Source organism: Rahnella sp. PAMC25617, from assembly GCF_050606005.1.
In the GTDB taxonomy this organism is placed as follows: Bacteria; Pseudomonadota; Gammaproteobacteria; order Enterobacterales; family Enterobacteriaceae; genus Rahnella; species Rahnella variigena.
This window is the reverse complement of sequence record NZ_JBOCUM010000006.1, coordinates 790,357-813,409: the sequence shown is the minus strand read 5'-3', so window position 1 is coordinate 813,409 and position 23,053 is coordinate 790,357. Positions and strand designations below refer to the sequence as shown.

Below are 23,053 nucleotides of genomic sequence, written 5' to 3'. Positions count from 1 at the left end.
GAAATAGTTAAAAATTGCTTAAGTTATATTGTATGAATTATGAGCGTCAGGCCGAAAGGTATTTCGACCTGACTCTGTCTGTCAGCGTACAAATTTCCAGACTGATACCGGGATTTTATCGTACAGCTTGTTCATCGTTAGCTCCGCTAAACGATGATCAGCTGCTGAGTAAAACAATTCCAGCTCGTCGTCGGACAGTTCATACTTATTCTTTTCAATGACACGTTCAAGTGTATCAATAGTGGTGCATTTTCTTAAACGCATCAAATAGTCGATTTTGTTCATCTTAGCCTTTTCATTTTTATCTGATGACTGCATATAAATTATTACTCAAGTCTTCATTAGGGTACAGATGTAGTCCCCTGAGAACATTCTGAATAATCGCTTCTTGGTCTTTTGCCATTGGCGTAAATCAGAATCGTTAATTCCATAATTGCTGAACAGGGTGTAGGTATCATCCAGATACTCTTCAACCAGATCACTTAAATGGGTATCGTCCGGATACTTAATTTTAAAGCTCATCACAAAAGATGCAATGTGCTCAATCAGTTCGTTGAGTTGCAGGTTAACAGCAGAAGTAGGGTCGTTGACCCAACCGTGGTGACTGTCACCCAGTGTCGCGATGCCTTCATCATACAACATTTCATTCAGGTAGCGTAACTGAGCGATATCGTGCCGCTTAGGCGAGTACTCATCCATATCATCCCCTCCGTAATGGTTTATTCGGTGTTGATAACACTCTGTGAGTAAACAACAAAACTTGATGGCTTACAGAAAACGGCTCTCACTACTAACGCTATGAACAGATGACGCTATGAACTGACTTATACATCAAAGACAATCGCAGTCTTTGAGATGAACTTTCTCGGGCTTATTACACAACATATAATTTAAATATAATTCATTTTGAGAAAGCTGCGCAAACGTATTACTCAAACTTACAATTCTTCAGCCGTTGAACCTTTGAACAAATCAATAATATCAAACTCCAGACCTGCCGGCTTTACAAGGAATGTGACACTTTGCGTCGTGAACTCTTGTGCATTAATGTCCAGACAACCGTTGAAAACCGTCCATCTGAACTGGTAATTCATCGAATAACAATTTTCGCCAATTGCAACGATTGACACGATTTGCAAAGAATTTGGTTCATAACGTGCATTTTCTGAGAAGTAAGTTAAATCGCCAATTAATGACTCTTCAATTTCAGATAAATAACGTTCAATAATCTGCAGCAAATCTGAAGGAGTCAGATTTTCCCCATTAATAGGGTAGGGGATAAATTTTTTCACCGGTTTTCGCCTTTGAACTCCATACCTTTCTATTATTGCATACTTTTATCAGGATGTGTTTTGAGCAGAGAAAAAAATTTCCACTGCGGAAAAACATAACTTTCTGATTGTAATGACAATTAGTTTCTGTTCATCAATTTTTACCCTTTTCTAACAATTTTGCCTGGCCCAGGGTGTGCATTCCCCGTTCCGAAAGGACATCTGGTAAAAAATCGAAACAGTTCACGTGTTGATACAAAACCGAGTGTGTGATGTTATATTGTAACGAATGGAGGGGCTATGACCAAAACACTCTTTACACTTTCTTCGCCAGTACGCTGTCTCGCCGTGCTGGCTGTACTGGCTATTTTATGGGCCGCAATTTACTGGGCAATATCGCTACCATGATTTTTGTTAATAATGTTGAAGTCGGCTATGACCGCCGGGCGGTTGCGATGCCGGTCAGCGGGCAATTTCTTTCGGGCTCACTGACGGCGGTTATCGGGGCTAACGGGGCGGGTAAATCCACTTTCCTCAAAACGCTGGCTGGCCTTCAGCAGGCGGTTGCGGGCAATATTACCTTCACCGGCGGAAAACGTCCGCGTCTGGCCTATTTACCGCAGCAGGCGGAATTGGATCGCGGTTTTCCGATCAGCGTATTCGACCTGGTCGCGATGGGGTGCTGGCCGCAAAGCGGACTTTTTGGCGGCATAAATCAGCAGTCAGCCACCGCAGTAACTCAGGCGCTTGAGACGGTCGGGATGACTGAAATGTCGCATTTGCCCGTAGGTTCGCTTTCCGGTGGTCAGCTGCAACGTACTTTATTCGCGCGTTTACTGGTGCAACAGGCGCCTCTCATCATGCTTGATGAACCTTTTACTGGCATCGATACCCAGACAACGGAACTGCTGCTCAAGGTGATTGCGCAGTGGCATCAGGAAGGTAAAACCGTTATTGCGGTTTTACATGATATCTCTATGGTTGCCCGGCATTTTCCTCATGTGCTTTACCTCAGCGCGCAACAGAATCTATGGGGAACGGCACATGACGTATTGGGTCACTTCCCGCATCAGGCGCATGCCTGTATTTCGACCGAACCTTTTTCTCTCGTGGCGGGAGTTGCCAATTCATGATGCTTTTTCATTTACTGGCCGATCCCTTTATTGAGTTTGGTTTCATGCGCCGCGCGTTAATTGCCTGTATCGCATTATCCATCAGCGCCACGCCTCTGGGCGTTTTCCTGCTATTACGTCGGATGAGTCTGGTGGGGGACGCACTTTCCCACGCCGTATTGCCGGGTGCCGCTATCGGTTATCTGATTTCAGGAATGTCGCTGGTCGCCATGGGAATTGGCGGTTTTATTGCAGGACTTGCAGTGGCGATGCTGTCAGGCCTTGTGAGCCGCCGCACACAATTAAAGGAAGATGCCAGTTTTGCCGGTTTCTATCTGGGTTCGCTCGCGTTGGGTGTGACGCTGGTTTCCCTGCGCGGTTCCAGTGTTGATCTTCTGCACGTTCTGTTTGGCTCTATTCTCGCTATCGATTCCTCAGCAATGATTATGGTCGGCATTATTACCAGTGTGTCATTGCTGGTGCTGGCCTGCATTTATCGCGCCCTGGTCATAGAATCCTTCGATTCACTGTTTTTACGGGTCAGCGCAGGGAAATGGCTGGCGGCGATACATGGGATTTTCCTGGCGCTGGTCGTTGTGAACCTGGTTGCCGGCTTCCAGATCCTCGGCACGCTGATGTCAGTCGGTTTGATGATGTTACCCGCGGCCAGCGCACGTTTCTGGGCGCAGGATTTACCCCATACCTTGCTGAGCGCCATGATTATCGGTGTGATCGCCAGTATCGTCGGACTTATCTGGTCTTATTACGCTTCGCTGCCCGCAGGCCCGGCTATCGTCCTCAGCGCGACGGTGATCTTCTTTATTTCAGTTTTATTTGGAAAGCGGGGCGGGATGTTAACGGCTTCGCGAACTTAAGCAGCAGTAAGTTAATAAGCAGTACCACAATTAAGGGGACATGATGAAAGTATTACCTGTATCACTCGCAGCAGCTGCCCTGCTGTCGAGCCCGCTGGCTATGGCGAAAACCGTGGATGCGGTGGCCAGTTTTTCTATTCTCGGGGATATCGTTCAGGAAGTGGGCGGCGAGCACGTTAAAGTGACGACGCTTGTCGGACCTGACGGTGATCCGCATAGCTTTGAGCCTTCGCCGAAAGACAGTAAGGCGATTAATGCGTCTGATGTCGTTTTCGTCAGTGGCTTAGGTCTGGAGGGGTGGATCGATCGTCTGGTGACGGCTTCCGGTTACAAAGGTCATGTGGTGACGGCATCTGAAGGCGTTAATTCCCGTAAAATGGAAGAAGACGGCAAACAAATTACCGATCCGCACGCCTGGAACAGCATGGCGAACGGCGTGATTTATGCGACCAATGTGATGAATGCGCTGATCAAAGCCGATCCGGAAGATGCTGACTATTTCCGCCAGCGCGGAACCGCCTATATTGAGCAGTTACAAAAGCTTGATGCGTGGGCCAAAACTGAATTCACCGGCATTCCTCAGTCAAAACGTAAAGTGCTGACCAGTCATGATGCTTTCGGTTATTTTGGTCAGGAATACCATGTCAGCTTTATGGCACCGGTCGGCTTTTCTACCGAAGCGGAGGCCAGCGCCAGCGGTGTCGCGTCGCTGATTAAGCAGATCAAAGAGGAGAAGGTGAAAACGTACTTCATCGAAAATCAGACCGATCCGCGTCTGGTGAAACAAATTGCTGCGGCGAGCGGCGCGCAACCTGGTGGTGAGCTGTATCCTGAAGCACTTTCAGGCCCGCAAGGCCCGGCCACGACGTATATCAAAGCGTTTAAGCACAACGTTGAGACGATCGTTGCCAGCATGAAATAAGATTTCCCCTCCTCACGGTTTCGCTGTGAGGAGGTTTTACATCATGTCTTAACATAAGAAAAAGCCCCGTCGGGCAAGCGGCGGGGCTTTTATTTTTTTTATAAGGGGCATAAGGGAAAGGCGCAGTGTTAACGCTTTTTCTTTCTGCCCTGAACGGCTTTAAAACGCGGATTGCTTTTACAGATCACATAAATCCGGCCTTTACGGCGAACTACGCGACAATCCGGATGACGATTTTTTGCCGAACGTAATGAACTCAGAACCTGCATAACAATTTCCCTGATGTTGTTTACTTTTTACCGAGGAAGCTGCCGAAGCGTTGATTGAATCGCGCGGTGCTGCCTTCTTTTGAATACTCTTTCTGCTTACCGGTGTAATACGGATGGGAAGCGGAAGAAACTTCAATCGTGATGTAAGGGTAGGTTGCCCCTTCCAGTTCAATGGTGCGGTCTGTCGAGATGGTTGAACCGACCTTGAAGTATTCATTAGCACTGGTGTCGTGGAAAACCACGGTGCGATACGCAGGATGGATAGCGGGTTTCATAATGCCTCAAGTTGTTATGTTATACTATAACAATAAGTATGCACCCATCTGTTTTCCGGTTCAAGACTCAGGCGAAAAAAAAGGCCGCATAAGCGGCCTTTCGTCAGGGTGAGGATCCGTTACAGCGTCGGATGCTCTGTTTTGTGCGTATGTTCGATATCCTCGTTCTTCTTACCGAAGCGTCGACGAACCACTACGAAGAAGACCGGAACAAAGAAGATCGCCAGCAGCGTTGCTGTGATCATCCCGCCCATTACGCCGGTACCTACGGCGTTCTGAGAACCGGAACCTGCACCGGAGCTGATTACCAGCGGCATTACACCGAGGATAAATGCCAGTGAGGTCATCAGAATCGGACGAAGACGCATACGAACCGCTTCAAGTGTGGATTCGATCAGACCCTTACCTTCTTTGTCCATCAGGTCTTTGGCGAACTCAACAATCAATATGGCGTTCTTCGCCGACAACCCGATGGTGGTCAGCAGGCCTACCTGGAAGTAAACGTCGTTACTGAGTCCGCGCATCGTGGCTGCCAGAAGCGCACCCACAACCCCGAGCGGAACCACCAGCATGACCGAGAACGGTATTGACCAGCTTTCATACAATGCTGCCAGACACAGGAATACGACAATCAGGGAGATAGCGTACAAGGCCGGAGCCTGGTTCCCTGACAAGCGTTCCTGATAGGACAGACCGGTCCAGTCATAGCCGATACCGCTTGGAAGTTTGGAAGCCAGAGACTCCATCATCTCCATTGCAGCACCCGAACTTTTGCCCGGAGCTGGCTGACCCAGAATTTCCATGGATGGCAGACCGTTATAACGTTCCAGACGCGGTGAACCGTATTCCCATTTCGCACTGGAAAATGCGGAGAACGGCACCATCTGGCCAGCACTGCCACGGACATACAAGTTATTGATGTCAGACGGCAACATACGGTATTTATTTTCAGCCTGAACATACACTTTCTTCACGCGACCACGGTCGATGAAGTCGTTGACGTAGCTACCACCAATCGAAGCACCGAGAGTGGTGTTGATGTCGGAAATTGAAACGCCAAGTGCCGTTGCTTTTTCCTGATCAATTTCGATTTTGAACTGTGGTGTATCTTCCAGACCGTTTGGACGAACCTGAGTCAGCAAGTCCGGATGTTGAGCAACCATGCCCAGCAACTGGTTACGTGCCTGTGTCAGTTTGTCATGTCCAAGGTTAGCCTGGTCAATCAACTGGAAGTCGAAGCCTGTCGCCGTACCTAACTCAACAATCGCTGGCAAGTTGAACGGGAACACCAGTGCATCTTTAATGGTGCTGAATGCGCCCATCGCACGGCCTGCAATGGCAGGAACTTTATTCTCCGCGCCGCTACGCTCAGACCAGTCTTTCAGACTGATAAACGCGATACCGGTGTTCTGACCACGACCAGCAAAGCCAAAGCCGTTGACCGTAAACACGGACTTCACGTTAGCTTTTTCTTTCGTCAGATAGTAATCGCTGACTTCGTCGAGCACTTTCTGTGTACGCTCCTGGGTCGCACCTGCTGGCAATTGCGCCATGGTCAGGAATACACCCTGGTCTTCTTCCGGCAGGAAGGAGGTTGGCAGGCGGATAAACAGGAATGCCATGCCGACAACGATCAGCAGATAAATCACCAGATAACGACCGGTGCTGCGCAGAATGTTGCCTACGCTGTCGGTGTAGTGGTGCGTGCTTTGGTCAAATTTCTTGTTAAACCAGCCGAAGAAACCTTTTTTATCGTGATGCTCACCTTTGGCAACCGGCTTGAGCATGGTCGCACAAAGCGCAGGTGTCAGGATCATCGCCACGAGAACCGACAGCACCATGGCCGAAACGATGGTGATGGAGAACTGACGGTAGATAACACCGGTAGAACCACCGAAGAAGGCCATCGGGATGAATACTGCGGACAGCACCATCGCGATCCCCACCAATGCACCCTGGATCTGCTCCATGGATTTTTTGGTGGCCTCTTTCGGAGGCAGGCCTTCTTCGACCATGACACGCTCGACGTTCTCGACGACGACGATGGCGTCATCGACGAGCAGGCCTATCGCGAGCACCATCCCGAACATTGTCAGGGTGTTTATCGAATAGCCAAACGCTGCCAGAATTGCAAAGGTACCGAGCAGGACCACCGGAACCGCAATGGTCGGGATAAGCGTTGCGCGGAAGTTTTGCAGGAACAAGAACATGACCAGGAATACCAGGACGATGGCCTCGAACAGCGTTTTACCTACTTCTTTAATCGAGATTTTTACGAACGGCGTGGTGTCGTACGGGTAAACAATTTCTAAGCCAGCCGGGAAGAATGGCTCAAGCTTAGTCAGTGTGGCTTTTACAGACGCCGCGGTATTCAGGGCGTTCGCACCAGTTGCCAGTTTGATACCCAGGCCTGACGCAGGTTGTCCGTTGAAACGGGCAATAACGTCGTAGTTTTCACCGCCGAGTTCGATTTTAGCCACATCTTTCAGGCGAACCTGAGAACCATCCTGATTTACTTTCAGAATGATTTTACCGAATTCATCAGGTGACTTCAGACGGGTCTGCGCCACGATAGATGAGTTCAATTGCTGGCCCGGAACCGGTGGTGTACCACCGAGCTGACCTGCTGCGATCTGGTTGTTCTGTACTTTGATGGCGTTGATGACATCTACCGGCGTCAGCTGGAAGTTGTTCAGTTTGTTCGGATCCATCCAGATACGCATCGCGTACTGAGCACCAAACAGCTGAACGTCACCTACACCCGCAGTACGGCTGATAGGATCCTTGATGTTGGAACCGACGTAGTCGGCGATATCATCCTGGGTCATTGAACCGTTATTGGAAATAAAGCCCGCTACCATCAGGAAGCTGCTGCTCGATTTCTCAACCGAAATACCCTGTTGCTGAACTTCCTGCGGCAGCAATGGTGTTGCCAGCTGCAGTTTGTTCTGAACCTGTACCTGCGCGATATCTGCGTCAGTACCGGAAGCGAAGGTCAAGGTAATCTGAACAGTACCTGATGAATCACTGGTCGACGACATGTACATCATGTTGTCGATACCGTTCATGTTCTGTTCGATAACCTGAGTAACGGTATCCTGTACGGTCTGCGCATCCGCACCCGGATAAGTTGCGGTCAGCTGGATAGCCGGTGGCGCAACGGTTGGATACTGTGCGATTGGCAATTTAAGTATTGCCAATCCCCCTGCCAACATGATGATGATCGCAATTACCCATGCAAAGATGGGACGATCTATAAAAAACTTAGCCATGAATTACCGGCTCCTATTAAGACTTCGTCGCTGTAGCGGGTGCTGCTGCGTTTTGATCGACTTCCTGTGCAGTAACCTGTACGCCTGGCTTAATTTTTTGCAGACCTGTCACGATAACTTTATCGCCACTTTTCAGGCCGTCTGTCACGACCCATTTGTCGCCAATTGCCTGCGTTGTGGTCACTGTACGAATTTCAACTTTATTGTCCGCACCAATCACCATCGCCGTGGCATCACCACGTGGGTTACGGGTAATACCTTGCTGAGGAACCAGCAGAGCGTTGTCGTTTACGCCTTCATCCAGACGTGCGCGCACAAACATACCTGGCAGCAGGGCGTCATTTGGATTAGGGAAGATGGCACGCAAAGTAATGGAACCGGTTGTTTCATCAACAGTCACATCAGAGAATTCTAATGTACCCGCCTGTGAATATTCTTTACCGTTATCCAACAGCAGCTTGACTTGTGCTTTGCCGTTAACTTGCTTGAGTGAGCCATCTGCCAGTTCCTGCTTCAGACGCAGGAAATCGTTGCTCGATTGAGTGACGTCAACGTAGATAGGATCAAGTTGCTGAACAGTTGCCAGTGCATTGGTCTGGCCGGTTGAAACCAGCGCACCTTCAGTTACCGACGAAATACCGATACGTCCGCTAATAGGGGAGGTGACCTTGGTATAAGCCAGATTGATGCGCGCATTTTCAACGGCTGCTTTGGCGCTGACAACAGCGGCGTCAGCCTGAGCGGCAGTCGCCACAGCGGTATCGTAATCTTGCTTGCTGATGTAGTTAGTGCCAAGCAGAGGTTTATAACGAGTTACGGTCAGACGGGAAATCTGTGCATTCGCCTGAGCTTTTACCAGATCGCCTTTAGCGCTGTTATACGCGGCCTGATAAGTGGCTGGATCAATCTGATATAACGAAGTCCCGGCTTTAATTTCGCTGCCTTCAACGAAATTGCGTTTAAGAATAATGCCGCCAACCTGCGGACGTACCTCAGCGATGCGAAAAGCAGCAGTACGACCAGGAAGTTCGGTAGTCACATTCAACGGTTCAGTTTTGAGAGTAACGACCCCAACCTGCGGAGCATGAGGTGCGCCTTGTTGAGCTTCTTTATCGTTACATCCTGTAAGTGCTAAGCTTCCGGATAGCATCAGAACTACCGCCAGAGGCGTTAACCCTCTGTTTTTGTTCATAAATAAACCTCAAGTGTCCGATTTCAAATTGTCCAATGGATCACAACATTCCAAATCCATTGCTGCGCTTTTAGTATGTGCGTGCTATGTTACATACATTCAAGAATGTATGTAAATCAAACTCCCCTTAAAGATAAACCTATGGCACGAAAAACCAAATCACAGGCACTGGAAACCAGACAGCAGATTCTGGATGCTGCTGTGCGTGAGTTTTCTGCCCGCGGGGTATCATCGACATCACTGACTGATATTGCGAATGCAGCCGGTGTGACGCGGGGCGCAATTTATTGGCATTTCAGGAACAAAGTGGAGCTGTTTAATGCGATTTGGGAAGCTTATGAATCCCGCATAAAAGTGCTTGAAGTAGAGTATCAGACAAAGTATCCGAATAATCCACTGCGTATTTTACGCGAAATCTTAATTTACATCCTGGTCGCCACTGTCACCGATAGCCAACGTAAAGCATTGATGGAGATTATATTCCATAAATGTGAATTTGTTGGGGAGATGACGTCAGTTCACGAAGCGCGCAAAGCGTTATACATGGAAGGTTACGGTAAAATCGAGCGTATTCTCGTGCGCTGTATAGAAGAAAAGCAGCTCCCGGTTGATCTTGATACCCGCCAGGCCGCCATTATTCTTCGTGCTTATCTCACAGGGCTGATGGAAAACTGGTTATTTATTCCTGAAAGCTTTGATTTAGAAGGGAATGCCGGGAGATTCGTGGATACGTATATTGACATGTTGTGCCATTCGTCCTTTCTCACCGCGGTAAAATAACCCCTCAATACTTTCCTGTTAATTAATAAGCCTGCAAATTTACATCCCTTTTTGTTTATAAAATACACACTCTGATGTTGTATTCAGAAACGCTTTTCTCCTTCCTTTCATCGCCAACGCTGCTATTGTCATCTCCATATTATTCATTCAGTAAATGAGTTGACGCTGACGTATGTGTATCCGGTTTTTGGCCGCCCCTTCTGACGTAAGGCTTTCCCTGAAAAAAAGGGGAATGACAGGTTTTTTCACGCTTGTGATATGCGTTGCACTGCTTTTTATCTCCTTTTCCGGCCATGCGGCAAGTAATGATATTCCCGGCAGGAATGAAGTTCAGAACCAGCTGGATGCATTAAATCGCCAGAAGAACCTGACGCCGGTCGATAAGCTTTCGCAACAGGATTTGATCCACACGCTGGAATATCTTGATGCGCTGGAAAGAGTGAAGCAGGAAGTAAATCAGTTGCAAAAACAGGTCGCCGACGCACCGCAAAAACTGCGGGTCGCCATGGACGGTCTGGATCAGATCAAAAACAATCCGAAAGATGATGTGAATAAAGCTCAGCTTTCCGCGCTGTCGCTGCGTCAGCTGGAAAACCGTCTTAATGACACACTCGACGATTTGCAGTCTTCGCAGGAAGATTTATCGACTTTTAACACTCAGCTGATTTCCCTGCAAACCCAGCCTGAGCGCGTCCAGAACGCAATGTACTCCTATTCGCTGGCGATTCAGAAAATCCGTAATCAGCTCAACGGCATGTCGCCCGGTCAGCAGGATTTACGTAACACGCAACAAAACATGCTGGTCACGCAACAGGCTTTACTTGGGGCGCAGATTGACCTGCAACGTAAGAGCCTCGAAGCCAATACCACGTTGCAGGATTTACTGCAAAAACAACGTGATTACACCAACGCGCACATCAATCAGCTTGAACACACCGCGCAGTTATTGCAGGAAGTGGTCAACGGCAAACGGTTGATTTTGTCCGAGCGGACAGCGAAAGAAGCCCAAACGCCGGACGATGCCTCGAATATCCAAAATGACCCGCTGGTGGCGCAGGAACTGGGAATTAACCGCCAGCTCAGCGAACGTCTGATTGCCGCAACCGAGGAAGGCAACCAGCTGGTTCAGAAAAATATTACAGTGAAAAACTGGCTGGATCGTTCGGCGCAGGCTGAGCATGACCTTAAAGAGCAAATTACGGTGCTGAAAGGCAGCTTATTATTGTCGCGCATTTTGTATCAGCAGCAGCAAAATACTATCCCACCTTCCGGTCTGATGACCGATATGAGCACGCGGATTGCTGATTTGCGGCTTGAGCAGTTCAAAATTAATCAGCAGCGTGATGCCTTATTTCAGGGCGACAGTTACATTCAGGGAGTGGTGACCAACAGCAAAGAGACGATTAATGACGATATCAGCGATGCGCTGGATCAGATTGTCGATATGCGCCGCGAACTGCTTGATCAACTGAATAAGCAACTGGGTAATCAGCTGTCTCTGGCCATCAATTTACAGATTAACCAGCAACAATTGCTGAGCATCAACCAGTCGCTTACAGAAACGCTGACTCAGCAGATTTTCTGGGTGAGCAGTAACAAGCCGATGAACTGGGAGTTCATCAAATCATTGCCGGGCGATGTCAAAAGTCAACTAAGCGACCTGCATGTCAGTATTCCACCGGGCGAACTGATGCTGGGCGCGTTGCATTCCCTGCCGGTGACCATCCCGTTATTAATCGTTATTTTGCTGCTGTTATGGCGCAGGAAATACATTGATCAGCGGATTGATATGTTGAGTAATGACGTCGGACAACTCAAGCGCGACAGCCAGCTGCACACGCCGCAGGCGCTGTTATTGATGGTTCTGAATGTTTTACCCGGCGTGTTACTGATGCTGGGCGTCGGCTACTGGCTTTCGCAATGTGATATCGAACCGAGCGACTTTTTATGGACGCTGGCGCAGCGGCTGGCGGTGTTCCAGCTGGTCATGGGCTTTTGTTATCGCATTCTTAAACCCGGTGGCATCAACGAGCGGCACTTTACTACACCTGCGGCCACTTGCGCGCATTATCGTCGTTCCGTCATTCGTCTGAGCCTGGTGATGTTGCCGCTGATTTTCTGGTCCGTGCGCGGCGAGAAAGCACCGCTCGGTCTGGTGGATGACATCATCGGGCAGGTGGTGATTTTCCTGACGCTGCTGGCGCTGACGGTTCTGGTATTCCCGATCGCACGCGATGGCTGGCGTGAAAAAGATTCTCACAGCATTCGTCTGGTGGTGGTCACGGCGATTGCGATTGCGCCGGCTTTCCTGGTCGGGCTGGTGGTCACCGGATATTTTTACACCACGCTGCGTCTGGCGGGCCGCTGGATTGACAGTCTTTACCTGCTGATTTTCTGGAACATTATTTATCTCACCGCGCTCAGGGGATTAAGTGTTGCAGCACGGCGTCTGGCGTATCGTCGTGCGCTGGCCCGCCGTCAGACAAACCTGGCGAAAGAGGGCGCGGAAGGTAATGAGCCGGTTGAAGAACCGCAAATTGGTCTGGATCAGATTAACCAGCAATCGCTGCGCCTGACCACCATGGGGCTGTTCTTCATCTTCGCGACAGTGTTCTACTGGATTTGGTCGGACTTATTGACGGTGATTTCCTATCTCGACAGCATAACGTTATGGCATTACTCCAGCACGGTGGCGGGTGCGGTCACTCAGCAAACCGTGACGCTGGGTAATATGCTGCTCGGTTTTCTGGCGGTGATCGTGGCGTATGTTTTGACGAGAAACCTGCCGGGCCTGCTGGAAGTGGTAGTGCTGTCGCGGCTGCAATTACGGCAGGGGACGTCGTACGCTATCACTACCATCCTGACGTATTCGATCACGGTGATCGGGGCGATCACGGCGCTCGGTTCTCTCGGGGTCTCGTGGGATAAATTGCAATGGCTGGTGGCGGCACTGTCGGTCGGGCTGGGCTTTGGTTTGCAGGAGATCTTTGCGAACTTTGTTTCGGGTCTGATTATCCTGTTCGAACGCCCGGTACGTATTGGCGATACCGTAACCATTGGCACATTTTCCGGCACGGTCAGTCGTATCCGTATCCGCGCAACAACCATTATCGATTTTGACCGCAAAGAAGTGATCATCCCTAACAAAGCCTTTGTGACGGAACGGCTGATCAACTGGTCACTGAGCGATACCGTCACCCGCGTGCTGATCAAAATTGGCGTGGCGTACGGTTCTGATCTGGATAAAGTGAAAGAGATCTTGTTGCAGGCGGCGCATGAAAACGCCCGTGTGATGAGTGATCCGGCACCGCTGGTCTTCTTCCTTAATTTTGGTGCCAGCACGCTCGATCACGAACTGCGTGTTTATGTTCGTGAACTGGGCGACCGCAGTTATACCGTCGATGAACTTAACCGCAGTATTGATAAACTGTGCCGTGAGAACGATATCAATATCGCCTTCAATCAGCTGGAAGTGTATCTGCACAATCAGGACGGCAGTGAGATTCAGGAAGTTAAGCGCGTGTTGAGACAACCGGGTGATGAACCGGATGCGTTGCCTCAGGGCTAATGGGAAGCGGGCAATTCAGGGGAATGCGAAAGGTTCCCCTGATACAGTCAGCCGGACGGCTTAAAGGTAACTAATTGACAGCGTGCTTTTGCTGTTTTTCAGCTTTTCCTGATAATCGCGTTGTACGATTTCCAGTGCTGCGAGAGCGGTTTCCGGTGCAATTTCGTTGCACTCAAGCAGGTAAATCAGATCAACAGCAAGCTGAAGTTCGGGAGGCGCATTTTCTACGGACATATTGGCCAACATTATTATTAGCAGGTTTTGGACTTACCATTATAGATAAGAAAATGGCGGGTCTGAACGCCGGATTAAAAAAATGTGATAAAGATTCAAAAACCTTTTTCCTGCCGCTCGATTTGCCTCTCAATTTTGGCCAGTGCCTGACGACACCGCATTAAACGTCCTTCCAGCGCAGCCAGTTCTTTTTGCACGCGTTGCTGATCGCTGAACGTGGCGAGTTGTCCCAGCGTAGTTTCCCGGTCTTCAATCATCGCAATCAGACGACGCTCGAACTGCTGAGTTTCCGCGAGTTTGGTATAATTATCATGACTTTTTCGCTCCGGCGTCTGGTGCGTTTTACGCAGTGTTTGCGTGGCGAGTTCACGCTGCATGGCGGTGATTTGTGCCACCAGTCGCTCGGCAATAAACGCCACCTGCGCGGAACGTTTCTCAACCACTTCCTGATTCAGTTGCTGTAAATTCATCTTAATTTCTGCCAGATAATCGCGCAGACGGGTGCCTTTGGTTGAGAAAAGGGCGATATCAAACCGGGCCTGCGAAGCGGAAACATGGCCGATGGGTTCGATTTCCCGCGCCAGAGTTTCTATTTGCTGATCAAGGACATGTAAAATTCGTTCAGTGCTCACAGGTTATCTCCATTAATGACGCTCATAGCTTACCTGCAACCGGCGGTTATGACACCTTCGTTGCACTTGTATAAACTGGGGGCTTAATTTCTGGCAATTTGTGCGAATCAAAAGGAACTGCATGAAGCGCATATTACTGATTATGGTCGGCTGGCTGTGTGTGGTACTGGCAACGCTGGGCGTTGTGCTGCCGCTGTTGCCCACCACGCCGTTTTTACTGCTGGCCGCCTGGTGTTTTGCCCGTTCGTCTCCACGCTTTCATCACTGGCTGCTGCACCGTTCCTGGTTTGGCAGCTATTTACGTCACTGGCAGGCGCATCGCGCGCTGCCGAAAGGGGCGAAGCCAAAAGCCGTTGCGCTGATTGTGACGACATTCGCGATTTCGATCTATTTTGTGCCGTTATTGTGGGTGCGTATTTTATTGGTTTGCATGATGTTTGCGTTACTGATCATGATGTGGCGATTACCAGTGGTTGACCTTGAGCAATAAAACAGGCGATCATGTCCGGCTGCGGGTTGCTTTTTAAAGCAGCTTTGCATAGATTTGGGCATCTCGTACGTCGGTGCGCTCCCAATTTCCTTCCTTGAACGACATGCTTTAAAAGGGCATGACGGGGGACATTTGACCGCCCGCGTTTAAGTATGAACAGCAGCTTTATCAGGCAATTAACATTATGACCGCTACCGCACAGCAGCTACAGTTTATTAAAGACAGTATCAAGACCATCCCTGACTATCCGAAGCCAGGCATACTGTTCCGTGACGTCACCAGCTTGCTGGAAGACCCAAAAGCTTACGCTGCAAGCATTCAGTTACTGGCCGATCGTTACCGCGATGCCGGCGTCACCAAAGTGGTGGGCACCGAAGCACGTGGTTTCCTGTTTGGCGCGCCGGTTGCGCTGGCTCTGGGCGTGGGTTTTGTTCCCGTGCGTAAACCGGGCAAATTACCGCGTGAAACCATCAGCGAAACTTACGATCTGGAATACGGCACTGACAGTCTTGAAATCCATACGGATGCCATTCTGCCGGGTGAGAAGATCCTGGTGATCGACGACTTGCTGGCAACGGGTGGCACCATTGAAGCTACCGCGAAACTGATCCGCCGTCTGGGTGGGGAAGTGACGGATGCTGCATTTATCATCAATCTGCCGGAACTGGGCGGTGAAAAACGCCTGAACGATGCCAATATCACCTGCTACAGCCTGGTGTGTTTCGACGGGCACTGATTTAAATTTTGCAGTGTGATGTAAAAAGGCCTCGCCGTTAACGCGAGGCCTTTTGCTTTCTGCGCTACTCTTTCCCGCTTTCTCCCGTCCAGACTACCATCACCTTATCGTCACCGTGCTGACGGCTGAAGGCGTAGTATTCTGCTGTCTGCTGTGATTTCTGCACACCTGCACCGACCGCCGGATGTTGTTCCCGGAATTTCCCCAGTTTTTGCCAGTGCTTCAGCAACGCCTGTTTTGCACCGTTCAGCTCATCCCAGTTCATGTCTGATCGCGTTCCCTGTAAAGGATCCGATCCCGTCGGGCCGAACTGACGTCCGCTTTCGTCGCCGTAATAGATCTGCACTGCGCCCGGTGCCAGCAGTAATAAGTCTGCCGCACGCTGTTGTAAGGGAACTGACCCTTTGGCATCGTCAGTGAAAAATAACCGGGTATCGTGTGATGAGAGATAACTCAGCACATTGAAACCCTGCATTTTCTCCGCCATCTGCTGATACGTTGCGTCGATATGTGCAAAGCAGTTCAGCGCCGCCGCTGCCTGATCCTGAAAATCAAAATTGATCATCGCGTCAAAACCATTGGCGTAATAATCACTTTTCATTACGCCGTGACCCCAGGCTTCACCGGTCATCCAGAACGGCGCGTCATCCAGCGCTAGTGAAGGATTGGCGGATTTCCACTGCTTCAGTGCTTCGGCAGAACGCGCTTTCAGCAACGCCAGTGTTGGTTTTTCCACGTGCTTGGCGGTATCGACGCGAAAACCGTCAATGCCGTAATCGCGTACCCACTGACTGAGCCACGTCACCAGATAATCGCGGGGCGCAGCGCCGGGGATTTCGCGGGCGGCGGTATCAGGTTTATGACGATAGAAAACAGGCAGGCCGCTGGCTTGTGTGGATCCGGTTTTGATATCCGGCAGGAACGCCAGCGACATGGTCAGGTCGTCATAACCGGGCGGGTCATAATCGCCAATATCGGTGCGGATCCATTTTTTGCCCCACCAGGTGCTCCAGCCGTCTTTGTCACTGAAATTGATGTAATCATTAAAACTGTGCCAGTTCTGACCGGGGCCGGGTTTCCAGTCGGTCCATTTTTTGCCCAGCGTCTTTTCGATTTCATCGCCTTTGAGATACAGCGAGCCAAAATGGAACGTTTGCATATCCGCCAGCGTGGCGTAACCGGTGTGATTGACCACCACGTCAAAGAGAATGCGGATCCCGCGTTTGTGCGCTTCGCTGACCAGCTTTTGTAACTCTTCGCCGGTGCCCATATTGGCATCGAGTTTTGTCCAGTCGAGCGTGTAATAGCCATGATAGGCATAATGCGGGAAATCACCTTTGGTGCCGCCACCGACCCAGCCGTGGATCTGCTCCAGCGGCGAACTGATCCACAATGCGTTCACGCCCAGTTGTTGCAGATAATCCAGCTTGCTGGTCAGTCCGGCCAGATCGCCACCATGGAAAGTGCCGATTTCCTGCATTCCGTCACTGTGACGGCCATAGCTGTGATCGTTATCCGGATTGCCGTTTTCGAATCTGTCGGTCAGCACGAAATAGACTGTGGCGTTTTGCCAGCTGAAAGTGGCGGGAGTTTTACGCGTCGCAGATTCCAGCAACAGCAGGCCGCCGCTGGCCGGATCGGGCGTCATCGTGATGTGACCATTAGCGACCACTGCACTCTGGCCGGAATAAAAATCACGCACTGTTTCGCCATCGCTGAAGGTACCGGATACCTCCACAGTCAGTGGTTTGCCATCCCAACGCGGACAGGTTTTTGTCACGGCGGCGACGGCTTCCTGCGCCGTTTTCAGGCTCAGCTGAAGCGTGGGCGTGCCGCTGCGGGTATCAATGCGTACCTGATAATCGCCCGTGCGAAACTGTTTCCAGTTTACCGGCGGATGACTTTCACAGGGTTGCAGCGACAGCATCTCGTTAAGCTTTACCGCGCCCGAAGGTTGCCAGCACTGATCATCCTGATGCAATTCCAGTGCGCGCTGTCCTTTGGGTAACGTGGCATCGCTGGTGAATATTCCGCTGACCGGCTCGGCAAACGCAGGAAAACCTTCCAGCGCCCAGGTGGCCTGTGCGGCGGGGGAAACGAGCAGTAATAAAGGTAATGTCAGGTATTTCATGGCTCTCCTTACGCGGGGCAGGAAGCATTATCAGAACAGAGGTGAATTCAGTGTAATCAGTGCGCAAAATTTGCCCTCATCCCCTTGTGCGAATTGTCAGGAGGAGGACGACGGTGGAGAAACTGCGGCGCGGTACGCAAAAAGTAAAGTAATAGGAATGATGGCGACCCTGCTGGTACACTAAGAAGTGGCAGTCTGGCGCGGGCATCATTATGCTTAGCCTTTAGTCGCCGGTTCGCCGACCCGCGCAGAAAATCGGGTTAAACGATGTTTTTTCGTGTATCGTCAAATTATTCATTATAAATCAACGATGAAGTATTAATGAGCTATCAGGTTCTTGCCCGTAAGTGGCGCCCCCAAACTTTTGCCGACGTCGTCGGACAGGAACATGTGCTGACCGCGCTGGCCAATGGCCTGTCGCTCGGGCGCATCCATCACGCTTACCTGTTTTCCGGAACCCGTGGCGTCGGGAAAACCACCATCGCCCGTCTGCTGGCAAAAGGACTTAACTGCGAAACCGGGATTACCTCCACGCCTTGTGGCGTGTGCGATAACTGCCGTGAAATCGAGCAGGGCCGTTTTGTCGATTTAATTGAAATCGATGCCGCTTCCCGTACTAAAGTCGAAGATACCCGCGAACTGCTCGATAACGTGCAATACGCACCGGCGCGTGGTCGTTTCAAGGTTTACCTGATTGACGAAGTGCACATGCTCTCGCGTCACAGCTTCAATGCGCTGTTGAAAACGCTGGAAGAGCCGCCTTCGCACGTCAAATTCCTGCTGGCGACAACCGATCCGCAAAAATTACCCGTCACCATTTTGTCGCGTTGTTTGCAGTTCCATCTGAAAGCGCTGGACGCTGAACAGATCCGCAAACAGCTTGAACACGTATTAACGCAGGAAACCATCACCACTGAACCGCGTGCGTTACAGCTGCTTTCCCGTGCTGCCGACGGCAGTATGCGTGATGCGCTGAGCCTGACCGATCAGGCAATCGCCATGGGGCAGGGCGCCGTCACCACCGAAACCGTGGCGCAAATGCTCGGTACGCTGGACGACGAGCAACCGCTGGCGATGCTGGAAGCGCTGGTCAGCGCCGATGGCGGTCAGATGATGGCGCAGGTTGAACAAGCCGCGTCACGTGGCGTGGACTGGGAAAACCTGCTGGTGGAAACACTGGCGCTGCTGCACCGCATTGCGATGGTTCAGCTGTTGCCGTCGGTGCTCGATAACCATTACGCGGCTATCGAACAACGTCTGCGCGAACTGGCGCGTGTTATTCCGCCGGCTGACGTTCAGCTTTATTACCAGACCTTACTGATAGGCCGCAAAGAGCTGGCGTATGCGCCGGACAAACGCATGGGCGTTGAAATGACCCTGTTGCGTGCGCTGGCCTTCCATCCAAAAGTGATTATTGCTGAACCGGCTCCGCAGCCGGTCGCGGTTCCGGCGGCTGTAGCGCCACAGCCATCGCGTCCTGCTTTAGCGCAACCGCAGCAGTCGCCGCAACAAAACTACAATGCGCCGCCGCCACAGGGCAATGCCGAGCCGGCCGCGATGCCGGATTCCACCGCGCAACTTTTACAGGCGCGAACACAATTGCTCAGGCAGGGGAGTACCACCCCAAAAAAAGCTGAGCCGGCAGCGCCAGGAAAAGCGCGGCCGGCAACCTCAGCACTGGAGCGCCTCGCTTCGGTGACTGAACGTGCGCAGACTCTGGCGGTGAAGAAAGAACCTGCCGCGCCGGTAAAAGAAGAGGCTTATCGCTGGAAAGCGACGATGGAACCGGAAGTCGCACCGGAACCGGTGGCGACACCGAAAGCGCTGCGCACCGCGCTGGAATATGAAAAATCGCCGGAACTGGCTTCCCGTCTGGCGGAAGAAGCGATTGAACGAGACGAATGGGCGGCTGAAATCAGCCGGATGACCATTCCGAAACTGGTACAGCAACTGGCGCTGAATGCGTATCGCGAGCAGCCGGAGCCGGGTAAAATTTGCCTGCACCTGCGTTCCTCGCAAAAGCACCTGAATTCGCCGTCCGCGCAGAAAGTGCTGACGGATGCCTTATCGGCATTGCATCAGACGCCGGTTGAACTGACCGTGCTGGAAGATGATAATCTGGCGGTGAAGACGCCGCTGGAATGGCGACAGGCCATTTATGAAGAAAAACTGGCGCAGGCGCGTCAGTCTATTATTGCGGATAACAACATTCAGACGCTGCGTCGTTTCTTCGACGCGGAGCTGGATGAAGAAAGTATCCGCCCAATTTAAACGCCGCGATTGTGACGCGGCCATTGCTGAGAGAGAAGACTATGTTTGGAAAAGGCGGCATTGGTAACCTGATGAAACAGGCCCAGCAAATGCAGGAAAAAATGCAACAGGCTCAGGCGGAAATCGCTCAGCTGGAAGTGACCGGTGAGTCAGGCGCTGGCCTGGTGAAAATCACCATCAATGGTGCGCACAACGTGCGTCGCGTTGAAATCGATCCGAGCCTGCTGGAAGACGATAAAGACATGCTGGAAGATCTGATCGCTGCGGCGTTCAACGATGCAGCACGTCGTATCGAAGAAACTCAGAAAGAAAAAATGGCAGCCGTGTCTGGCGGCATGCAGTTGCCACCAGGCTTTAAGATGCCGTTCTGATGCAAACCAGCCCTCTCCTTGAATCTTTAATGGAGGCGTTGCGTTGCCTGCCGGGCGTTGGCCCGAAGTCAGCGCAACGTATGGCATTCCAGCTGCTGCAACGTGATCGCAGCGGCGGAATGCGGCTGGCGCAGTCTTTAACGCGTGCTATGTCTGAGATCGGCCACTGTGCTGATTGCCGTACCTTTACCGAACAGGAAATCTGCACCATTTGCGCCAATCCACGGCGTAAAGAAAACGGTCAGATTTGCGTGGTTGAAAGTCCGGCTGACATCCATGCGATAGAACAAACTGGTCAGTTTTCTGGTCGCTATTTTGTGCTGATGGGGCACCTGTCACCCCTTGATGGCATCGGGCCTGACGACATTGGTTTGGGCCGTCTGGAAGAGCGCCTGGAGAGTGAAAACATCCAGGAAGTAATTCTGGCGACCAACCCGACGGTCGAGGGCGAAGCGACCGCCAACTATATCGCTGAAATGTGCGGCCAGTTTGGCGTGCTGGCGAGCCGTATCGCGCACGGTGTGCCGGTTGGTGGCGAACTGGATATGGTCGATGGCACCACGCTGTCACATTCCCTCGCCGGGCGTAACCCCTTCCGGTTCTGACGGTTATACGGGCGCAGCCTTCTGCGCCTCGTATTATTCTGCTATGCCTCTGCATTTCTTCTTAAAAATTTCCTCCTGCGCTTGAAAAGCCTGACATATAACCCCACTTATTCCTCAACGTCTGATTTGGTCAATAACAGTATCTGGATTGAGGTAATTTGATGAGTATGAAAGGACAAGAGACACGTGGCTTCCAGTCTGAAGTAAAACAACTGCTTCATCTGATGATCCATTCTCTGTATTCAAACAAAGAAATTTTCCTGCGCGAGCTGATTTCCAACGCCTCGGATGCCGCCGACAAACTGCGTTTCCGCGCACTGTCCGCACCTGAGCTTTATGAAGGTGATGGTGAGCTGCATGTCCGTCTGTCGTTTGATAAAGAAAAACGCACCCTGACACTGAGCGATAACGGCATCGGTATGAGCCGTGATGAAGTGATCGACAACCTCGGGACTATTGCCAAATCCGGCACCAAAGCGTTCCTGCAATCTGTGGGTTCTGAGCAGGCGAAAGACAGCCAGCTGATTGGTCAGTTCGGTGTCGGTTTCTATTCTGCATTCATCGTGGCGGATAAAGTCACCGTGCGCACCCGCGCAGCCGGTGCCAGCGCTGACGAAGGGGTATTCTGGGAATCTGCCGGTGAAGGCGAGTACACCCTGGCGGACATCGAGAAAGCGGATCGCGGCACTGAAATTACCCTGCATCTGCGTGAAGATCAGGACGAATTCCTGGATGACTGGCGCGTGCGCTCCATCATCAGCAAATACTCTGATCACATTGCGCTGCCGGTTGAAGTCGAAACCCGCAACGAAGAAGACGGCACCGTTACCTGGGAACAAATCAACAAGGCGCAAGCTCTGTGGACCCGCGGTAAAGCCGAAGTGACCGACGAAGAATATAAAGAATTCTACAAACACATTTCTCATGATTTCAGCGATCCGCTCAGCTGGAGCCATAACCGCGTTGAAGGTAAGCAGGAATACACCAGCCTGCTGTATATCCCTTCACAGGCACCGTGGGATATGTGGAACCGCGATCATAAACACGGCCTGAAACTCTATGTTCAGCGCGTGTTTATCATGGATGAAGCGGAGCAGTTCATGCCGAACTACCTGCGTTTTGTTCGTGGTCTGATAGATTCCAACGATCTGCCTCTGAACGTGTCACGTGAGATCCTTCAGGACAGCCGCATTACCCAGAACCTGCGCAGTGCGCTGACCAAACGTGTTCTGCAAATGCTGGAAAAACTGGCGAAAGACGACAACGAAAAATACCTGCAATTCTGGAAACAGTTTGGTCTGGTATTGAAAGAAGGTCCGGCAGAAGACGGCGCAAACAAAGAAGCGATCGCCAAACTGCTGCGTTTCGCCAGCACCCGCAACGACAGCAGCGAGCAGACTTTGTCGCTGGAAGAGTATGTGGCGAACATGGTGGAAGGTCAGGACAAAATTTATTACATCACTGCTGACAGCTATGCCGCGGCGAAGAGCAGCCCGCATCTGGAACTGTTCCGCAAAAAAGGCATTGAAGTTCTGCTGTTGTCTGACCGCATCGACGAATGGATGATGAGCTATCTGACTGAGTTTGATGGCAAAGTCTTCCAGTCCGTCAGCAAGGCCGACGATACACTGGACAAACTGGCTGACGAAAGCGAAGAGCAGAAAGAAGCTGAAAAAGCGCTGGAGCCGTTCGTTGAGCGCGTGAAAACGCTGCTGGGTGACCGTGTGAAAGAAGTGCGTCTGACGCACCGTCTGACCGATACGCCGGCCATCGTTACTACCGGCGCCGACGAAATGACCACGCAGATGGCAAAACTCTTTGCCGCTGCCGGTCAGGAAGCGCCGGAAGTGAAATACATCTTTGAGCTGAACCCGGAACACGCGCTGGTGAAACGTGCTTCTGATGTGGCTGATGAAGACCAGTTCAGCGAGTGGATTGAGCTGTTGCTGGATCAGGCGCTGTTCGCAGAACGCGGCACGCTGGAAGATCCAAACCTGTTCATCCGCCGTATGAACACGCTGTTACAGGCGTAATCGCCGGGCGTAAA

At 51.2% G+C, this 23,053-nt stretch carries 21 protein-coding genes and 1 other annotated feature; of the genes, 11 read left to right on the top strand and 10 right to left on the bottom strand.

Annotated elements, in window-relative coordinates; translation table 11 throughout:
- Positions 1-81: 81 nt before the first annotated feature.
- The 3 genes from ACM615_RS09855 to ACM615_RS09845 all read right to left on the bottom strand — a co-directional run bounded on the left by ACM615_RS09855 (position 82) and on the right by ACM615_RS09845 (position 1,292).
- Positions 82-285 carry an HHA domain-containing protein gene (locus tag ACM615_RS09855; RefSeq protein ID WP_013576617.1) on the bottom strand — a complete coding sequence of 68 codons (204 nt, stop codon included), beginning with the start codon at positions 283-285 and terminating at the stop codon, positions 82-84.
- A gap of 45 nt (positions 286-330) precedes the next feature.
- Complete coding sequence (gene tomB / locus ACM615_RS09850) at positions 331-699, bottom strand: Hha toxicity modulator TomB (protein WP_104923047.1); 369 nt, start codon at positions 697-699, stop codon at positions 331-333.
- Positions 700-938: 239 nt separating this feature from the next.
- Positions 939-1,292, bottom strand: a complete 354-nt coding sequence (locus tag ACM615_RS09845) for a hypothetical protein (protein WP_431011820.1) — start codon at positions 1,290-1,292, stop codon at positions 939-941.
- Between the two features lie 350 nt (positions 1,293-1,642).
- Here ACM615_RS09845 and ACM615_RS09840 point away from each other — a divergent pair, with 350 nt between their 5' ends.
- The 3 genes from ACM615_RS09840 to ACM615_RS09830 are packed head-to-tail and all read left to right on the top strand — an operon-like array spanning position 1,643 to position 4,180.
- Positions 1,643-2,404, top strand: coding sequence for a metal ABC transporter ATP-binding protein (locus ACM615_RS09840; RefSeq protein WP_113876131.1), 762 nt, complete (start codon positions 1,643-1,645; stop codon positions 2,402-2,404).
- Positions 2,401-3,258 (top strand): metal ABC transporter permease, encoded by an 858-nt coding sequence (locus tag ACM615_RS09835; RefSeq protein ID WP_112287526.1) that lies wholly within the window; start codon positions 2,401-2,403, stop codon positions 3,256-3,258. The genes ACM615_RS09840 and ACM615_RS09835 overlap by 4 nt, the downstream gene beginning before the upstream one ends.
- A 43-nt stretch (positions 3,259-3,301) precedes the next feature.
- Positions 3,302-4,180, top strand: a complete 879-nt coding sequence (locus ACM615_RS09830) for a metal ABC transporter substrate-binding protein (protein ID WP_112287527.1) — start codon at positions 3,302-3,304, stop codon at positions 4,178-4,180.
- 128 nt (positions 4,181-4,308) lie between these two features.
- Here the strand turns inward: ACM615_RS09830 and ykgO are convergent, their stop codons facing one another.
- The 4 genes from ykgO to ACM615_RS09810 all read right to left on the bottom strand — a co-directional run bounded on the left by ykgO (position 4,309) and on the right by ACM615_RS09810 (position 9,188).
- Complete coding sequence (gene ykgO, locus ACM615_RS09825) at positions 4,309-4,449, bottom strand: type B 50S ribosomal protein L36 (protein WP_004954542.1); 141 nt, start codon at positions 4,447-4,449, stop codon at positions 4,309-4,311.
- A 20-nt stretch (positions 4,450-4,469) separates the two neighbouring features.
- The gene (locus ACM615_RS09820) at positions 4,470-4,724 is read right to left on the bottom strand and encodes a type B 50S ribosomal protein L31 (RefSeq protein ID WP_112287528.1); all 255 of its coding nucleotides are present in this window, start codon (positions 4,722-4,724) and stop codon (positions 4,470-4,472) included.
- Between the two features lie 119 nt (positions 4,725-4,843).
- Complete coding sequence (gene acrB / locus ACM615_RS09815; protein WP_431011819.1) at positions 4,844-7,996, bottom strand: multidrug efflux RND transporter permease subunit AcrB; 3,153 nt, start codon at positions 7,994-7,996, stop codon at positions 4,844-4,846.
- 16 nt (positions 7,997-8,012) lie between these two features.
- Positions 8,013-9,188, bottom strand: a complete 1,176-nt coding sequence (locus ACM615_RS09810) for an efflux RND transporter periplasmic adaptor subunit (protein WP_112287530.1) — start codon at positions 9,186-9,188, stop codon at positions 8,013-8,015.
- Positions 9,189-9,329: 141 nt separating this feature from the next.
- Here ACM615_RS09810 and acrR point away from each other — a divergent pair, with 141 nt between their 5' ends.
- Positions 9,330-9,968, top strand: a complete 639-nt coding sequence (gene acrR, locus ACM615_RS09805) for a multidrug efflux transporter transcriptional repressor AcrR (RefSeq protein WP_112287531.1) — start codon at positions 9,330-9,332, stop codon at positions 9,966-9,968.
- A gap of 172 nt (positions 9,969-10,140) precedes the next feature.
- Positions 10,141-13,536, top strand: coding sequence for a mechanosensitive channel MscK (mscK, locus tag ACM615_RS09800; RefSeq protein WP_129638325.1), 3,396 nt, complete (start codon positions 10,141-10,143; stop codon positions 13,534-13,536).
- Between the two features lie 60 nt (positions 13,537-13,596).
- Here mscK and rsmS read toward each other — a convergent pair whose 3' ends face one another.
- A complete protein-coding gene (rsmS, locus tag ACM615_RS09795) occupies positions 13,597-13,770 on the bottom strand; it encodes a pleiotropic regulatory protein RsmS (RefSeq protein ID WP_015690305.1) in 174 nt (57 codons plus the stop codon).
- A gap of 95 nt (positions 13,771-13,865) precedes the next feature.
- Positions 13,866-14,402 carry a primosomal replication protein PriC gene (priC, locus tag ACM615_RS09790; RefSeq protein ID WP_112287533.1) on the bottom strand — a complete coding sequence of 179 codons (537 nt, stop codon included), beginning with the start codon at positions 14,400-14,402 and terminating at the stop codon, positions 13,866-13,868.
- A 121-nt stretch (positions 14,403-14,523) separates the two neighbouring features.
- Between priC and ACM615_RS09785 the strand changes: the two genes are divergently transcribed.
- Positions 14,524-14,892 (top strand): DUF454 family protein, encoded by a 369-nt coding sequence (locus ACM615_RS09785; protein ID WP_113876128.1) that lies wholly within the window; start codon positions 14,524-14,526, stop codon positions 14,890-14,892.
- 184 nt (positions 14,893-15,076) lie between these two features.
- Positions 15,077-15,628, top strand: coding sequence for an adenine phosphoribosyltransferase (gene apt / locus ACM615_RS09780; protein WP_112287535.1), 552 nt, complete (start codon positions 15,077-15,079; stop codon positions 15,626-15,628).
- A gap of 64 nt (positions 15,629-15,692) precedes the next feature.
- Here the strand turns inward: apt and ACM615_RS09775 are convergent, their stop codons facing one another.
- The gene (locus ACM615_RS09775) at positions 15,693-17,759 is read right to left on the bottom strand and encodes an alpha-amylase (protein ID WP_431011818.1); all 2,067 of its coding nucleotides are present in this window, start codon (positions 17,757-17,759) and stop codon (positions 15,693-15,695) included.
- Positions 17,760-18,080: 321 nt separating this feature from the next.
- Here ACM615_RS09775 and dnaX point away from each other — a divergent pair, with 321 nt between their 5' ends.
- From dnaX to htpG, 4 genes are all read left to right on the top strand, one after another.
- Entirely contained in the window at positions 18,081-20,030 is a 1,950-nt protein-coding gene (dnaX, locus tag ACM615_RS09770; RefSeq protein WP_431011817.1) for a DNA polymerase III subunit gamma/tau, read from the top strand.
- Positions 19,366-19,430 (top strand) — a sequence feature (DnaX frameshifting element). (Overlaps the previous gene by 65 nt.)
- A gap of 41 nt (positions 20,031-20,071) precedes the next feature.
- Entirely contained in the window at positions 20,072-20,401 is a 330-nt protein-coding gene (locus ACM615_RS09765) for a YbaB/EbfC family nucleoid-associated protein (protein WP_112287539.1), read from the top strand.
- Positions 20,401-21,006 carry a recombination mediator RecR gene (gene recR, locus ACM615_RS09760; protein WP_112287540.1) on the top strand — a complete coding sequence of 202 codons (606 nt, stop codon included), beginning with the start codon at positions 20,401-20,403 and terminating at the stop codon, positions 21,004-21,006. The genes ACM615_RS09765 and recR overlap by 1 nt, the downstream gene beginning before the upstream one ends.
- Positions 21,007-21,173: 167 nt before the next feature.
- Positions 21,174-23,039, top strand: coding sequence for a molecular chaperone HtpG (htpG, locus tag ACM615_RS09755; protein WP_165353166.1), 1,866 nt, complete (start codon positions 21,174-21,176; stop codon positions 23,037-23,039).
- The last annotated feature ends 14 nt before the right edge of the window (positions 23,040-23,053 follow it).

Excerpts from the sequence above, each read along its gene's own strand:
- rsmS (WP_015690305.1), bottom strand. The coding sequence starts at position 13,770 with ATGTCCGTAGAAAATGCGCCTCCCGAACTTCAGCTTGCTGTTGATCTG.
- ykgO (WP_004954542.1), bottom strand. The coding sequence starts at position 4,449 with ATGCAGGTTCTGAGTTCATTACGTTCGGCAAAAAATCGTCATCCGGAT.
- recR (WP_112287540.1), top strand. The coding sequence starts at position 20,401 with ATGCAAACCAGCCCTCTCCTTGAATCTTTAATGGAGGCGTTGCGTTGC.
- htpG (WP_165353166.1), top strand. The coding sequence starts at position 21,174 with ATGAAAGGACAAGAGACACGTGGCTTCCAGTCTGAAGTAAAACAACTG.
- ACM615_RS09835 (WP_112287526.1), top strand. The coding sequence starts at position 2,401 with ATGATGCTTTTTCATTTACTGGCCGATCCCTTTATTGAGTTTGGTTTC.
- acrB (WP_431011819.1), bottom strand. The coding sequence starts at position 7,996 with ATGGCTAAGTTTTTTATAGATCGTCCCATCTTTGCATGGGTAATTGCG.
- mscK (WP_129638325.1), top strand. The coding sequence starts at position 10,141 with ATGTGTATCCGGTTTTTGGCCGCCCCTTCTGACGTAAGGCTTTCCCTG.
- ACM615_RS09830 (WP_112287527.1), top strand. The coding sequence starts at position 3,302 with ATGAAAGTATTACCTGTATCACTCGCAGCAGCTGCCCTGCTGTCGAGC.
- ACM615_RS09810 (WP_112287530.1), bottom strand. The coding sequence starts at position 9,188 with ATGAACAAAAACAGAGGGTTAACGCCTCTGGCGGTAGTTCTGATGCTA.
- apt (WP_112287535.1), top strand. The coding sequence starts at position 15,077 with ATGACCGCTACCGCACAGCAGCTACAGTTTATTAAAGACAGTATCAAG.
- ACM615_RS09840 (WP_113876131.1), top strand. The coding sequence starts at position 1,643 with ATGGGCCGCAATTTACTGGGCAATATCGCTACCATGATTTTTGTTAAT.
- dnaX (WP_431011817.1), top strand. The coding sequence starts at position 18,081 with ATGAGCTATCAGGTTCTTGCCCGTAAGTGGCGCCCCCAAACTTTTGCC.
- ACM615_RS09855 (WP_013576617.1), bottom strand. The coding sequence starts at position 285 with ATGAACAAAATCGACTATTTGATGCGTTTAAGAAAATGCACCACTATT.
- acrR (WP_112287531.1), top strand. The coding sequence starts at position 9,330 with ATGGCACGAAAAACCAAATCACAGGCACTGGAAACCAGACAGCAGATT.
- ACM615_RS09775 (WP_431011818.1), bottom strand. The coding sequence starts at position 17,759 with ATGAAATACCTGACATTACCTTTATTACTGCTCGTTTCCCCCGCCGCA.
- ACM615_RS09765 (WP_112287539.1), top strand. The coding sequence starts at position 20,072 with ATGTTTGGAAAAGGCGGCATTGGTAACCTGATGAAACAGGCCCAGCAA.
- ACM615_RS09785 (WP_113876128.1), top strand. The coding sequence starts at position 14,524 with ATGAAGCGCATATTACTGATTATGGTCGGCTGGCTGTGTGTGGTACTG.
- ACM615_RS09820 (WP_112287528.1), bottom strand. The coding sequence starts at position 4,724 with ATGAAACCCGCTATCCATCCTGCGTATCGCACCGTGGTTTTCCACGAC.
- tomB (WP_104923047.1), bottom strand. The coding sequence starts at position 699 with ATGGATGAGTACTCGCCTAAGCGGCACGATATCGCTCAGTTACGCTAC.